Source organism: Pseudomonas sp. GW821-FHT11G12 (genome assembly GCF_058808055.1).
This window is the reverse complement of the sequence record NZ_JBXARH010000003.1, coordinates 195,272-207,729: the sequence shown is the minus strand read 5'-3', so window position 1 is coordinate 207,729 and position 12,458 is coordinate 195,272. Positions and strand designations below refer to the sequence as shown.

Genomic DNA, 12,458 nt, shown 5'->3' with positions numbered 1-12,458 from the left:
GCAGGTCTCTGAACAACTTCAAGGAGATGAGGTTCATGTCTAAATACGCAGTGGCAAATCAATGGGGCGGTAATTCGGCACCCTGGCATCCGGGTGGAACCTGGGTACTGGGCGCGCGGGACAACCAGAAAGTCGTCGCGATCGAGATCAAGTCCGGCGACGGCGGCAAAAGCTTCACCGGCACCATGACCTACGCCGGCGAAGGCCCTATTGGCTTCAAGGCTCAGCGCACTGGCCAGAACCAGTACAACGTCGAGAACCAGTGGGGTGGCAACGATGCCCCGTGGCACCCAGGTGGCAAATGGGTGATCGGCGGTCGGGATAACCAGAACGTTATCGCGTTGAGTGTCACGTCAAGTGACGGCGGGAAAAACCTCAGCGGCACCAATACCTACGCCAACGAAGGGCCGATCGGCTTCCGTGGGCAGATAGAGTAACGGCGCCAGCCAGGTCGTGTCCGCCCCTTCGCAGACGTGCGAAAGGGCGGATCAACAGGTTCAGGCGTTCGGCAATGCCAGGGCCTGGCCCATCTGTACCGGCGAGCCGGCTTTCATTTCTTCAACCCATTTCACCTGATCCGGGCCAAACAGCACGATCGCGGTCGAACCCAGCTTGAAGCGACCCAGTTCCGCACCTTTTTCCAGATGAATCGGCGCACGGGCGGCTTCGTCGTAGCGGAAGGTTTTCAGTTCGCGCTTCGGTGGCGTGACCAGACCGGCCCACACGGTTTCAATCGACGCCACGATCATCGCGCCCACCAGCACCACGGCCATCGGCCCGCGCTCGGTGTCGAAGATGCACGCTACGCGCTCGTTGCGGGCGAACAGCTCAGGGACGTTTTCAGCGGTGGTCTTGTTGACCGAGAAGATCCGGCCCGGGATGTAGACCATTTCGCGCAGGGTGCCGGCCAGCGGCATGTGCACGCGGTGGTAGTCCTTCGGCGACAGGTAAACGGTGGCGAATTCGCCGCCCATGAACGGCGCAGCATTGGCCGCGTCGCCACCCAGCAGTTCCAGCACGCTGAAGCTGTGGCCTTTAGCCTGGAAAATGCGACCGTGTTCGATCGGGCCGAGCTGGCTGATCGCACCGTCGGCCGGGCTGAGGATCGCGCCCGGTGTCTCGTCCAGAGGACGGGCGCCGTCTTTCAGAGCGCGGGTGAAGAAGGCGTTGAAGTGCTCGTAAGCGGTCACGTCCTCAACCAGCGCCAGCGACATGTCCACCTGATAACGCTTGGCGAACCAGGTGGTGAAGGCATTCTTGAACCAGCGCACGCGGCACTCGGCAATGCAGCCGGCCAGGCGCGACAGCAAGTGGTGAGGCAGCAGGTATTGGCTGATGATAAACAAACGCTCTTTCATGACTGTCCTTAAAAATCCTTAAAGCTCGACGGGGGTGTCGGGGTGATTGCCCCATTCGCCCCAGGAACCGGCGTAGCCCTTGACCCGCGGATAACCGAGGGATTTGGCCACCAGATAAGTGAAACCGGACCGGTGATGGGTCTGGCAGTGAGTAATGATTTCTTTGTCTTTCGTGATCCCGAGGCTTTCGAGGATCTGCGGCATGTCGGTGCGGATGCGCAGCTGGCGCGCCTGATCCATGCCTGCCGTCCATTCGAAATTGACTGCGCCGGGGATGTGTCCACCCTTGGCCGCCAGCACTTTCTCGCCGGAGTATTCCAGTGGCCCGCGAGCATCCCAGATCGCCAGGTCGGCGGCACCGAGGCGGCTTTGCAGGTATTCGCGGGTGGCGGTCGGTTCGTCGTGCAGGGTCAGGGCTACCGGACCGCCGACGACAGGAGGGATCTGGATCGACATCGGCGAGCCTTCCGCCAGCCACGCCGGCAGGCCGCCGTCGAGGTAGTGGTACTTGTCGTGACCGATCACGTCGAGCAGCCAGATGAAACGTCCGGCCCAGCCACCGCCTTCTTCGTCATAGACCACGTAGACCGCGTCCTTGTGATGACCCAGTTCACCAAACAGTTCTTCGAGTTTTTCTTTTGTCGGCAACAGGCCCGGAGCCGGTGCCTGGCCCAGCTGGGTGCGCTTCGGATCGACGAAGCGTGCGCCGGGAATGTGACCCTCGGCATAGCGGGCGGCACTGGTCAGATCCACCAGAATCAGGTTGCGGGCTTCGAGGCGAGGGAGCAGGTCGCTCGGCTCGATCACCAGCGCCAGGCCAGAGAAGTCAGACATGTGAGGTCTCCAGAGCACAAAGGGGAAGGATTGTAGCTGTCATTGGCCGCGCTGGCTAAAGCTGTGCAGGGCTTTCTCGATGCACTGCGCGGTTTTGCCGAAGGCTTGCACGGTGATGTCGGCGAACGGCCCGCCACCTTGGTCGGCCACCACGATCATGATGACGCGGCCGTTGTGGACCAGCGAGCGCAGGAACAGGTGTTCGCCTCGGAACAGCGTGCGCAGCGAGGGCGGCAGCAGGGCGGAAAACTGGGCGTTGTTGTCCGGGGTGATCCGCACTTGTGCCTGCTGCGCGAGCAAGCGTTGCAGCACGGTGCTTTGACTGACGACGAAGTTGAGCGCAGCGGCTTCCTTCGGCAGGCCGGAAATCTGATGCACGCGCAGACTGGACTGCGTGCGGTCGGCCATCAGGATCATCACCCGGCGCATGCCGCTGGCCACCAGCGCGTCGCGAGCGGCAATGGTCAAGTGCATGGCATTGGTGAAACGGCTCGGCTCGGCCAGCAGTTCGGCGCATTGCCGGCGCCACTTGGCGAGGTCGTCGGCATTGGGTGCGGCGGCCGGCAGCATTCCGGCGGGCAGGCGATGGGTGCCCCACGGCCACAACAGGGAAACCGCCGGGTGCCACAGATCCGGCATCGAATGCCGGCGTGCGCTGTTGGCGGCCTGCTGGTGCAACTGTTGTTGCACCTCGTCCATCGAGATTTGCAGATAGAGGCTGGTCAGGTATTGCCAGCGCTCGCTGTGCGGACTGTCCCAGGCCTGTTGTGCCGACAGCGCCAGGCCGTTGGCCAGCAGCACGGTGTTGGCCGGCTGATTGAGCCAGTGGCGCAGGGTCGGGTCGTCATCGAGGCGATTCTGCTGGCGTAGCGGGTGATCGACATCGCGGGCGATGCGCAAAACCTTGACCAGTTCGCGCTGCTCGGTGAGCAGCAATCGATAGCCCTGCTGCACCCAGATCGGCAATCGCCAGACTTCGACCAGCGCCTCACCGATCTTCAGCAGGCGCACGCCGAACAATTGCTTTTCCACGTCGCGGGCCGATTCGCCCTTGTGGATAACCCGCACTTCCCACTCTTCGAGCAGTTGGGGAAAGGTCAGCGCCAGCGGCCACAGCGGCGACAGAAATAACAGACTGCCCCAATGAATGTCCTGCCACAGCCGCGCCAGGCGACTGGCAAAAAAGCCGTTGGCCTGTTGCGTGGCGTGCTGGCTGATCATCTGTATCTGGCGCAAGGCCTGGGGAATTTGTGCCTGCGGTTCGGCGGGCAGGCGAGCCAGCAGTTCTTCGGTGCGGGCGAGGCCAAGGCGATTGATCGCGACCTCAAGGTTTTCCGCCGGTGCAGTCATGCTGCCCTGGGTGTGGCGATTGGCTTCGCGAATGATGCTCAGCGCCAGCGCCGGGCTGTCCTGCATCAGGTCGGCGATGTCGCGCAGCGAGCTGCGATTATCGCGGATGGCGCGGCAGACACGATCGTGGGCTTCTTGCGGCACCGGCAGGCGCACGCCGTCGAGCAGCTTCACCCAGCCATCGAGTGTGGTGGGTTTTACGTGTGGGACGTTCGTTTCATTAGCCATGTCTGGACGAGATCTTCACTGACTGTAGACGCGCCCGGCATGGGCTAAATTGGCTTTTCGCCTGAACTGGCTATAGTCTGGCGCAGTTTTGCCGATAAGTAGAAGAAGAGATTTTTTAACTTCCGAATATGACCTTGAACCCGACTTAAATAAGTACTTTCTACCTATGGCTAAAATTATCGGCATCATCGTCGTATTCGCGAGCGTGCTCGGCGGATACGTGCTCTCCCACGGCAAGATTGCCGCCCTGATCCAGCCTTTCGAGGTGATGATCATCGGTGGTGCGGCACTCGGAGCATTCCTCCAGGCCAACCCCGGTTACATGACGATGCACGTGCTCAAGAAATCCCTGAGCATGTTCAGCTCGCGTTTCAGCCACACGTTCTATCTGGAAGTGCTGGGCCTGATCTACGAGATCCTCAACAAGAGCCGCCGTGAAGGCATGATGGCCATCGAGGGCGACATCGAAGATGCCGCTGCGAGCCCGATCTTCGCCAAGTACCCGGCGGTATTGAAAGACGAACGCATGACCGCGTTCATCTGCGATTACCTGCGCATCATGTCGTCCGGCAACATGGCGCCGCACGAGCTGGAAGGCTTGTTCGACATGGAACTGTACAGCCTCAAGGAAGACCTCGAGCATCCGTCCCACGCGGTGAACGGCATCGCCGACGCCATGCCGGGTTTCGGTATCGTCGCGGCGGTACTGGGTATCGTGGTGACCATGGCCTCGTTGGGTGAAGGCGATCAGAAGTCCATCGGTTTGCACGTGGGTGCGGCACTCGTGGGTACCTTCTTCGGTATTCTCGCGGCATACGGTTTCTTCGGCCCGCTGGCGCACTCCCTGGCGCACGATGCCAAGGAAGAGCTGAACGTCTACGAAGCCATCAAGGCCTCGCTGGTAGCTTCGGCGTCCGGCATGCCGCCATCGCTGGCTGTCGAGTTCGGTCGCAAGGTTCTGTACCCGGCTCACCGTCCAAGCTTTGCCGAGCTGGAACAAGCCGTTCGCGGTCGTTAAGTCATGGAAAATAACCAGCCGATAATCATCAAGCGCGTCAAGCGCATCGCCGGCGGGCATCACGGCGGGGCGTGGAAGATCGCCTTCGCCGACTTCGCGACGGCGATGATGGCGTTCTTCCTGGTGTTGTGGCTGCTGTCCACCGCGACCCCGGAACAGAAGATCGCCATCGCCGGTTACTTCAAGGACCCGGTCGGTTTCTCCGAGAGCGGCACGCCGTACATCATCGACCTGGGCGGTACGCCGACCCTGGCGCCGGAAAACACCCTCAACCCTGAAGTGAAGTCGCAGCCGCAACCGGACAAGGTCACGGTCGACACCGAGCAGGTTGAAGGCATGGCCGAGCAGGTCGAGAAGGAACGTCTGGAACTGTTGCTGCAAGAACTGCAGAACAAGGTCGACGAGAATCCGCAGCTGCAGAAGTTCAAGGATCAGATCCTGTTCGAGATCACGCCGAACGGCTTGCGCATCCAGATCATGGACGCCGAGAACCGTCCGATGTTCGACTCCGGTTCTGCACGCCTGAAGCCGTACTTCGAAGACATCCTGCTGGCCATGGCCGACACCATCAAAGCGGTGCCGAACAAGATCAGCATCAGCGGCCACACCGACGCCAAGCCGTACACCGGCACCGGTGACTTCGGTAACTGGGAGCTCTCGGCCAACCGTGCCAACGCCGCCCGGCGTGCGCTGGTGGCGGGTAGTTATCCGGACGGGCAAGTGGCGCGGGTCGTGGGTTACGCCTCGTCGGCGCTGTTCGACAAGGAGAACCCGTTCAACCCGGTCAACCGTCGCATCGACATCGTGGTACTGACCAAGAAGGCCCAGGCGGCCATCGAAGGTTCGCAAGGTACCGAACCGTCGAAACCGGCAGATCAAGGTCAGAACGGTGCGGCCCCGGCCACACCGGTCGACCCGAACGCCTTGCCGGCGGATCAGCAGCCAGTGCCGGCGCACGAACTGCGCGAACGGTTGAACCTGTTTGACGACGCGGCGCCGAAACCAGCCGCGCCGGGCAGCGCGGCGCCAGCCCCGGCGCCCGCTGCACCCGCCACTGCACCGGCGCCCGCGCCGAAACAGTGACCCACAAAAAAGCCGACAGTGATGTCGGCTTTTTTGTATCCGGCGACGACTGGGCGCTTTTTTGATCAGCCTCTCACGGATAATCCCCGATCAGCGCACACGGGTGTTTTGCTTTAAATGGCCAGCAATGAATTCAAATCCTTCTGAACCACAGGGAGTCGTGACGATGGAAAATCAGACAATCTTTTTGCTGCAACAGCAATTTGACGAATTAGCGCAACGGGTGCCTGGCGAGGGTATCGAGTTCTGGTTCGCTCGCGAACTGCAGGAGCCTTTGGGTTATGCACGTTGGGAAAACTTTCTCACCGTTGTCCAGCGTGCAATAGCCTCGTGTGAAGCCACCGGTGTGGATGCTCTCGATCATTTTCGTGGCGTTACGAAAATGATCGAGATTGGCAAAGGTGGGCAACGAGCTACCGACGATTTCATGCTTACGCGCTATGCCTGTTACTTGATTGCGCAGAATGGCGATCCGCGTAAACGGCCCATTGCCTTTGCTCAGAGCTATTTCGCGCTACAAACGCGCAAGCAAGAGTTGATTGAAGACCGGATGCGCCTGCTGGCCCGCTTTGATGCTCGTGATCGCTTGCGCGAGTCGGAAAAAGAACTGTCGCAGAATATTTACGAACGTGGCGTGGATGATGAGGGGTTTGCTCGTATCCGCTCCCGGGGAGATGCAGCGCTTTTCGGTGGGAAAACGACTCAAGCGATGAAAGATCGCTACGGCATCATCAAGAGTCGGCCACTTGCTGATTTTCTGCCTACATTGACTATTGCTGCGAAAAATCTTGCCACTGAGATGACCAATCACAATGTGCTTCAGGTTGATTTACAGGGTGAGTCGGCTATTGCGAGCGAGCATGTCCAGAACAATTTGAGCGTGCGCGACATGCTGGACCAGCGTGGTATCAAACCCGAGGAACTCCCTGCGGAAGAGGATATTCGCAAGCTTGAACGTCGGGTTAAATCACAGGAAAGGAGCATCGCAAAGCAGGCGCCGAAGCTACCGGCTGACTGATATTGAGGTGGTCGCTGGAGTGGATCCACAAACAAAAGCCGCAGATGACTGCGGCTTTTGTTTGGCTGGGACATTCCCAAAGTCAGCGTTGCTGGCGATCTTGTTCAGTAGCCGTTTTCAGGCAGGCTGGCGATGATCGAGCGGTAGCTGTTCATTCGCTGCTGTTGCACGCGGCCATCTTCCAGGGCCTTGAGCAGGGCGCATCCTGGCTCGCGGTCGTGCTTGCAGTCGCGGAAGCGGCAGGTGCCGAGCAGGTCGTCGAACTCGATGAAGCCAGCCTCGACGTCGGCTCGGCTGACGTGGCCCAGGCCGAATTCGCGGATACCCGGGGAGTCGATCAGCTCACCGCCACCAGGGAAGTGGAACAGGCGCGCGGTGGTCGTGGTGTGGGTGCCCTGGCCGGACAGTTCGGACAGCGGGCCGACGCGGGTTTCCACCTCGGGCAGCAGGCTGTTGACCAAGGATGACTTGCCGACACCGGACTGACCGACGAATACGCTGATGCGCCCGTCGAGCTGCTTCTGCAATTGCTCCATGCCGTTGCCGTGATGCGCCGACACTTCCAGCACCGGATAACCCAGCGTGCGGTACACCGCCAACAACGCGTTCAGCGCCGGGGCGTTCTGTTCGTCGATCAGGTCGAATTTGTTCAGCAGCAGCAACGGGCGGATGCCGGCGTGCTCGGCCGCGACCAGATAGCGGTCGATCAGGTTCGCATGGGGCTCGGGCAGCGGGGCGAAGACGATGACGATCATGTCGACGTTGGCGGCCACCGGTTTGAGCTGGCCACGGCTGTCCGGGCGGCACAGTTCGGTGGTGCGCGGCAGTTGCGCAACGATCACGCCGATGCCCTGGTTGCCGGCGCGCCAGACCACCTGATCGCCGGTCACCAGCGCAGGCAGGTTGGCCCGCAAGTGACAGCGGAAAACCTGGCCGGCCAGTTCGCCGTCAACGGCCTCGACTTCGACCTGCACACCGAAGTGGGCGATCACCAGGCCGTGCTGTTCCGGGCCCAGATCGCCGCCTTCGAGCGCCTCGACAGCCGAGGACTCGCGTTTGGCGGCGCGGGCGGCGCGCTCGCCCTGAATCTTTTCGATGCGCCAGTTTTGACGACGATTGAGTTGGCGTTTGGCCATGGGTGTTCCGTCTGAAGAATGCAGCGATTAGGTAAAACGGCCGCGAGTTTAGCACGCCCGGGCACCGCCCTAGGCTAAACTGCGCAGCATTGCCTAGGAGCCGAAATATGCAAAACCCGCAGAATCTGATCTGGATCGACCTGGAAATGACCGGTCTGGATCCGGAAAACGACGTCATCATCGAAATGGCCACCATCGTCACCGACAGTGACCTGAATACGTTGGCCGAAGGCCCGGTGATCGCCATCCACCACAGCGACGAAGTGCTGGCCCGCATGGACGAGTGGAACACCCGCACCCACGGCAACTCCGGCCTGACCCAGCGCGTGCGCGACAGTCGTGTCAGCATGGCCGAGGCTGAAACCGAAACCATCACCTTCCTCGAGCAGTGGGTGCCGAAGGGCAAGTCGCCGATCTGTGGCAACAGCATCTGCCAGGATCGCCGCTTCCTCTATACCCACATGAAGTCGCTGGAAAGCTACTTTCACTATCGCAACCTCGACGTTTCCACGCTCAAGGAACTGGCCGCGCGCTGGGCGCCGGACGTGCGCGACAGCTTCAAGAAGGGCAGCACTCACCTAGCGCTGGACGACATCCGTGAATCCATCGCCGAGCTGCAGCACTACCGCAAGCATTTCATCAAGTTCTGAGATCGGCGACCCACGCCGAGGCGCCCTCTTTTGGTGCCCCGGCGAAGTGAGTAGACTGCGCGCCTTCCTGCCAGGATCGCCACCATGTTGCTGATGCTCTACCTCGTCGCCATTACTGCCGAAGCCATGACCGGCGCCCTGTCTGCGGGCCGTCGCGGCATGGACTGGTTCGGCGTGGTGCTGATCGCCTGCGTCACGGCATTGGGCGGCGGTTCGGTGCGCGACGTGCTGCTCGGGCACTACCCGCTGACTTGGGTCAAACACCCGGAATACCTGGTGCTGACCACGGTCGCGGCGATGATCACCGTGTTCACGGCACGCTGGATGCGCCATCTGCGCTCGCTGTTTCTGGTGCTCGACGCGGTCGGTCTGGTGGCGTTCACCCTGATCGGCTGCATGACCGCGCTGGAAATGGGTCACGGCATGCTGGTGGCTTCGGTCAGTGGCGTGATCACCGGGGTGTTCGGCGGCATCCTGCGCGACATCTTCTGCAACGACATCCCGCTGATCTTCCGCCGCGAACTCTACGCCAGCGTCTCGTTCGCCGCAGCGTGGTGCTACATGCTCTGTCTGTTCCTCAACGTGCCGAGCGAGCAGGCGATTCTGATCACGCTGTTTGGTGGCTTTCTATTGCGGCTGTTGGCGATTCGCTTCCATTGGGAAATGCCGAAGTTCGTTTATAACGACGCGCCTTGACGGTCGGCGTGCTGTTTCAGCGCCCACTCCACATGTTCACGCACCAGCTCTGACGGGTATTCACGCCGCGCCTTGAGCGCTTCCAGCACCGGAATGCTCGACGGTGCGTTACCCAGTCCCACCGCCAGATTGCGCAGCCAGCGTTCGTATCCCGCGCGGCGCAGCGGCGAACCCTCGGTGCTGCTGAGGAACTTGTCCTCATCCCACAAGAACAGCTCGGCCAGTTCGGCGTTGTCCAGATTGTGCCGTGGCTTGAAGTCGCTTTCGCCGGACGGGCGGGCGAAGCGGTTCCACGGGCAGCAGATCTGGCAGTCGTCGCAGCCGAACACCCGATTGCCGATCAACGGTCGCAGGTCTTCGGGGATGGCGTTCTTCAGCTCGATGGTCAAGTAAGAAATGCAGCGCCGCGCATCCAGCACATACGGCCCGACGAAAGCGTTGGTCGGGCAGATGTCGAGGCACGCGGTGCAGCGCCCGCAATGTTCGGTGCTATGGGGGTCATCCACCGGCAGGGGCAGGTCGACGAACAGCTCGCTGAGAAAGAAGTAACTGCCGGCCTTGCGGTTCAGCACCAGGGTGTTTTTGCCGATCCAGCCCAGCCCCGCCTGTTCGGCGATGGCTTTTTCCAGCACCGGGGCGCTGTCGACGAAGGCGCGGAAGCCGAACGGGCCGATTTCGGATTGAATCTTGTCCGCCAGTTGTTGCACGCGTTTACGGATCAATTTGTGATAATCGCGGCCCAAGGCATAACGCGAGATGTAGGCCTTTTCCGGTTTGGCCAGCAATTGCGCCATTTGCGTGTCGCCCGGCAGGTAGTCCATGCGCAAGGACACCACGCGCAAGGTGCCCGGCACCAGCTCTTCGGGGTGCGAGCGTTTGCTGCCGTGGGCGCCCATGTAATCCATTTCGCCGTGGTAGCCGGCCTCGAGCCAGCGTTGCAGGTGCTGCTCGTGCTCGGCCAGGTCCAGACCGCTGATGCCGACTTGCTGGAAGCCCAGCTCGCGGCCCCAGTCCTTGATGGATTGGGCGAGGGCGGGAAGATCTGTGGTGATGGCGGACATGAGGCGAGAGAAACCGGAGCTGAGGTGCGTATAATTCTGCCAGACATCGGAGCCCGAAGACGCATGCCGCACACTAAAGATCAATTACCCGACGCGCTGTACTGCGCCGCGCAAGTGCGGGCACTCGACGCACGGCTGATTGCCGCCGGCACGCCGGGCTTCGAATTGATGCAGCGTGCCGCCCATGCCACCTGGCGTGCACTGGTGCGCCAATGGCCAGCCGCGAATGAATTGACGGTGCTGGCCGGGCACGGCAACAACGCCGGCGATGGTTATCTGGTGGCTGCGCTGGCCCGGCGTGCGGGGTGGACGGTGCAGGTGCTGGCCGTCGGCGATCCGCAACGCTTGCAGGGCGATGCGGCCCTGGCGCATGCCGAAGCAGTGGCTGAAGGCGTTGCGATTGCGGCGTGGACTGCTTCCAGTGAATTGCGCGGAATTCTTGTCGACGCACTGCTCGGCACCGGATTGAGCGGTAAGGTGCGCGAGCAGTATGCATCTGCCATCGCAGCCATCAATGCCAGCGGTCTGCCGGTGGTGGCGGTCGATATCCCTTCCGGTTTGTGTGCCGATACCGGCCAGGTGCTGGGCAGCGCGGTGCGCGCTGACCTGACCGTGACCTTCATCGGGCTGAAACTCGGCCTGTTTACCGGGGACGCGGCGGATCACGTCGGCGACCTGCTGTTTAACGTTCTGCAAGCGCCTGCCGAAACCTACAGTGACATTGCCGTCGCCGCCCGCCGGCTCAATGCCGGTAATCTGCCGCACCTGCCTGCTCGATTGCCGGCTGCGCACAAGGGGCGTTTTGGCCATGTCCTGCTGATCGGTGGCGATCACGGCTTTGGCGGCGCGATTCTTCTCAGCACCGAAAGTGCGTTGCGCAGCGGAGCCGGAATGGTGTCACTGGCGACCCGCCCGGAACATGTCCCGGCAGCGTTGAGCCGGGTTCCGGAAGCCATGGCGTTGGGCACTTCGTCGGCCAATCAACTGATGGGGCTGCTGGAAAAGGTGTCCGTGCTGGTAGTAGGTCCGGGGCTTGGGCAAGCGAGTTGGGGCAGGGCACTGCTGTCGGCCGCCGCCAATGCGCCGCTGCCGCAAGTGTGGGATGCCGACGCGTTGAATCTGCTGGCGTCCGGATTTGTCACTCTGCCCAAAGATTGTGTGATCACGCCGCATCCGGGTGAAGCGGCGCGTTTGCTGGGGATCAGCACCGCCGAGGTGCAGGCCGATCGTCCTGCGGCAGTACTGGCCTTGAGCAAAAAATATACAGCGGTGGTGGTGCTCAAGGGCGCCGGCAGTCTGATCGCTCATCCCGACGGGCGTCTGGCGTTGTGTCATCAAGGCCACCCGGCCATGGCCACTGCGGGCCTCGGCGATGTGCTGGCCGGTCTGGTCGGTGCGTTGCTGGCTCAGGGCATGAATGCGTTCGATGCGGCGTGCCTGGCGGTCTGGCTGCACGCCAACGCAGGAGCGCAACAAGGTAAATTCGGCCGTGGGCTGGCGGCCAGTGATCTGATTCCAGCCATTCGTCAGTTGTTGGAGGAGCATGCACCGTGTCTGAAGTAACCCTGTACCTGGCCGATGAACAGGCGATGAGCGACTTTGGCGCACGGATCGCCCGCGTGACCGGGGGGCATGGCCTGATCTTCCTCGAAGGCAACCTCGGCATGGGTAAAACCACGCTGTCGCGGGGCATCATTCGAGGGCTGGGGCACGTCGGTGCGGTGAAAAGTCCGACCTTCACGCTGGTCGAGCCCTACGAGATCGGTGACATCCGCGCCTTCCACTTTGATCTGTATCGTCTGGTCGATCCGGAAGAGCTGGAGTTTCTCGGCATTCGCGACTATTTCGAAGACGACGCCCTGTGCCTGATCGAGTGGCCCGATAAAGGTGCAGGCTTTTTGCCAAAGCCTGACCTGACCATTACCATTAGCCCGCAAGACAGCGGGCGTTCGCTGACTATTTTGTCCCAGGGCTCGCGTGGCGAGGCCTGGTGTGCCGCTTTGGCATTGGAAACCAATTAAATGAT

Annotated in this window: 13 protein-coding genes; 8 read left to right on the top strand and 5 right to left on the bottom strand. The window is 61.5% G+C overall.

All coding sequences use genetic code 11. From position 1 onward, the window contains the following. Positions 1–35: 35 nt before the first annotated feature. Positions 36–437, top strand: coding sequence for a lectin OAA family protein (locus AC1RR7_RS12280; RefSeq protein WP_096819831.1), 402 nt, complete (start codon positions 36–38; stop codon positions 435–437). A gap of 60 nt (positions 438–497) precedes the next feature. On the opposite strand, the gene asd is transcribed toward AC1RR7_RS12280, so the two are convergent. Genes asd through AC1RR7_RS12265 form a run of 3 tightly spaced genes read right to left on the bottom strand, consistent with a single transcriptional unit; the run spans position 498 to position 3,770 of the window. Beyond that, entirely contained in the window at positions 498–1,358 is an 861-nt protein-coding gene (gene asd / locus AC1RR7_RS12275; RefSeq protein WP_096819830.1) for an archaetidylserine decarboxylase, read from the bottom strand. A gap of 18 nt (positions 1,359–1,376) precedes the next feature. Next, positions 1,377–2,192 (bottom strand): rhodanese-like domain-containing protein, encoded by an 816-nt coding sequence (locus AC1RR7_RS12270; protein WP_493157538.1) that lies wholly within the window; start codon positions 2,190–2,192, stop codon positions 1,377–1,379. 39 nt (positions 2,193–2,231) lie between these two features. Beyond that, the gene (locus AC1RR7_RS12265; RefSeq protein ID WP_192559625.1) at positions 2,232–3,770 is read right to left on the bottom strand and encodes an HDOD domain-containing protein; all 1,539 of its coding nucleotides are present in this window, start codon (positions 3,768–3,770) and stop codon (positions 2,232–2,234) included. A gap of 166 nt (positions 3,771–3,936) precedes the next feature. Between AC1RR7_RS12265 and motA the strand changes: the two genes are divergently transcribed. The 3 genes from motA to dinD all read left to right on the top strand — a co-directional run bounded on the left by motA (position 3,937) and on the right by dinD (position 6,889). After that, complete coding sequence (motA, locus tag AC1RR7_RS12260; RefSeq protein WP_007952169.1) at positions 3,937–4,788, top strand: flagellar motor stator protein MotA; 852 nt, start codon at positions 3,937–3,939, stop codon at positions 4,786–4,788. Between the two features lie 3 nt (positions 4,789–4,791). Further along, a complete protein-coding gene (gene motB / locus AC1RR7_RS12255; RefSeq protein WP_493157536.1) occupies positions 4,792–5,871 on the top strand; it encodes a flagellar motor protein MotB in 1,080 nt (359 codons plus the stop codon). Between the two features lie 166 nt (positions 5,872–6,037). Then, the gene (gene dinD, locus AC1RR7_RS12250) at positions 6,038–6,889 is read left to right on the top strand and encodes a DNA damage-inducible protein D (RefSeq protein ID WP_102620137.1); all 852 of its coding nucleotides are present in this window, start codon (positions 6,038–6,040) and stop codon (positions 6,887–6,889) included. A 104-nt stretch (positions 6,890–6,993) separates the two neighbouring features. On the opposite strand, the gene rsgA is transcribed toward dinD, so the two are convergent. Further along, entirely contained in the window at positions 6,994–8,025 is a 1,032-nt protein-coding gene (rsgA, locus tag AC1RR7_RS12245; protein WP_102620136.1) for a small ribosomal subunit biogenesis GTPase RsgA, read from the bottom strand. A 107-nt stretch (positions 8,026–8,132) separates the two neighbouring features. Between rsgA and orn the strand changes: the two genes are divergently transcribed. After that, positions 8,133–8,675 carry an oligoribonuclease gene (gene orn, locus AC1RR7_RS12240; protein WP_493157534.1) on the top strand — a complete coding sequence of 181 codons (543 nt, stop codon included), beginning with the start codon at positions 8,133–8,135 and terminating at the stop codon, positions 8,673–8,675. A gap of 84 nt (positions 8,676–8,759) precedes the next feature. Next, entirely contained in the window at positions 8,760–9,371 is a 612-nt protein-coding gene (locus tag AC1RR7_RS12235; protein ID WP_096819823.1) for a trimeric intracellular cation channel family protein, read from the top strand. On the opposite strand, the gene queG is transcribed toward AC1RR7_RS12235, so the two are convergent. Next, positions 9,353–10,432 (bottom strand): tRNA epoxyqueuosine(34) reductase QueG, encoded by a 1,080-nt coding sequence (queG, locus tag AC1RR7_RS12230; RefSeq protein WP_102620135.1) that lies wholly within the window; start codon positions 10,430–10,432, stop codon positions 9,353–9,355. The genes AC1RR7_RS12235 and queG overlap by 19 nt on opposite strands. Positions 10,433–10,495: 63 nt before the next feature. Here queG and AC1RR7_RS12225 point away from each other — a divergent pair, with 63 nt between their 5' ends. Together AC1RR7_RS12225 and tsaE are read left to right on the top strand one after the other, a co-directional pair. Beyond that, positions 10,496–11,995 carry an NAD(P)H-hydrate dehydratase gene (locus AC1RR7_RS12225; protein ID WP_493065812.1) on the top strand — a complete coding sequence of 500 codons (1,500 nt, stop codon included), beginning with the start codon at positions 10,496–10,498 and terminating at the stop codon, positions 11,993–11,995. Beyond that, positions 11,983–12,453, top strand: a complete 471-nt coding sequence (tsaE, locus tag AC1RR7_RS12220; RefSeq protein ID WP_096819821.1) for a tRNA (adenosine(37)-N6)-threonylcarbamoyltransferase complex ATPase subunit type 1 TsaE — start codon at positions 11,983–11,985, stop codon at positions 12,451–12,453. Before AC1RR7_RS12225 ends, tsaE begins: the two co-directional genes overlap by 13 nt. Positions 12,454–12,458 lie beyond the last annotated feature (5 nt).

What these genes read in the sequence shown, in the direction of transcription:
- AC1RR7_RS12265 (WP_192559625.1), bottom strand. Translation starts at nt 3,770, where the DNA reads ATGGCTAATGAAACGAACGTCCCACACGTAAAACCCACCACACTCGAT.
- AC1RR7_RS12280 (WP_096819831.1), top strand. Translation starts at nt 36, where the DNA reads ATGTCTAAATACGCAGTGGCAAATCAATGGGGCGGTAATTCGGCACCC.
- AC1RR7_RS12270 (WP_493157538.1), bottom strand. Translation starts at nt 2,192, where the DNA reads ATGTCTGACTTCTCTGGCCTGGCGCTGGTGATCGAGCCGAGCGACCTG.
- rsgA (WP_102620136.1), bottom strand. Translation starts at nt 8,025, where the DNA reads ATGGCCAAACGCCAACTCAATCGTCGTCAAAACTGGCGCATCGAAAAG.
- motA (WP_007952169.1), top strand. Translation starts at nt 3,937, where the DNA reads ATGGCTAAAATTATCGGCATCATCGTCGTATTCGCGAGCGTGCTCGGC.
- AC1RR7_RS12235 (WP_096819823.1), top strand. Translation starts at nt 8,760, where the DNA reads ATGTTGCTGATGCTCTACCTCGTCGCCATTACTGCCGAAGCCATGACC.
- asd (WP_096819830.1), bottom strand. Translation starts at nt 1,358, where the DNA reads ATGAAAGAGCGTTTGTTTATCATCAGCCAATACCTGCTGCCTCACCAC.
- AC1RR7_RS12225 (WP_493065812.1), top strand. Translation starts at nt 10,496, where the DNA reads ATGCCGCACACTAAAGATCAATTACCCGACGCGCTGTACTGCGCCGCG.
- dinD (WP_102620137.1), top strand. Translation starts at nt 6,038, where the DNA reads ATGGAAAATCAGACAATCTTTTTGCTGCAACAGCAATTTGACGAATTA.
- orn (WP_493157534.1), top strand. Translation starts at nt 8,133, where the DNA reads ATGCAAAACCCGCAGAATCTGATCTGGATCGACCTGGAAATGACCGGT.
- queG (WP_102620135.1), bottom strand. Translation starts at nt 10,432, where the DNA reads ATGTCCGCCATCACCACAGATCTTCCCGCCCTCGCCCAATCCATCAAG.
- motB (WP_493157536.1), top strand. Translation starts at nt 4,792, where the DNA reads ATGGAAAATAACCAGCCGATAATCATCAAGCGCGTCAAGCGCATCGCC.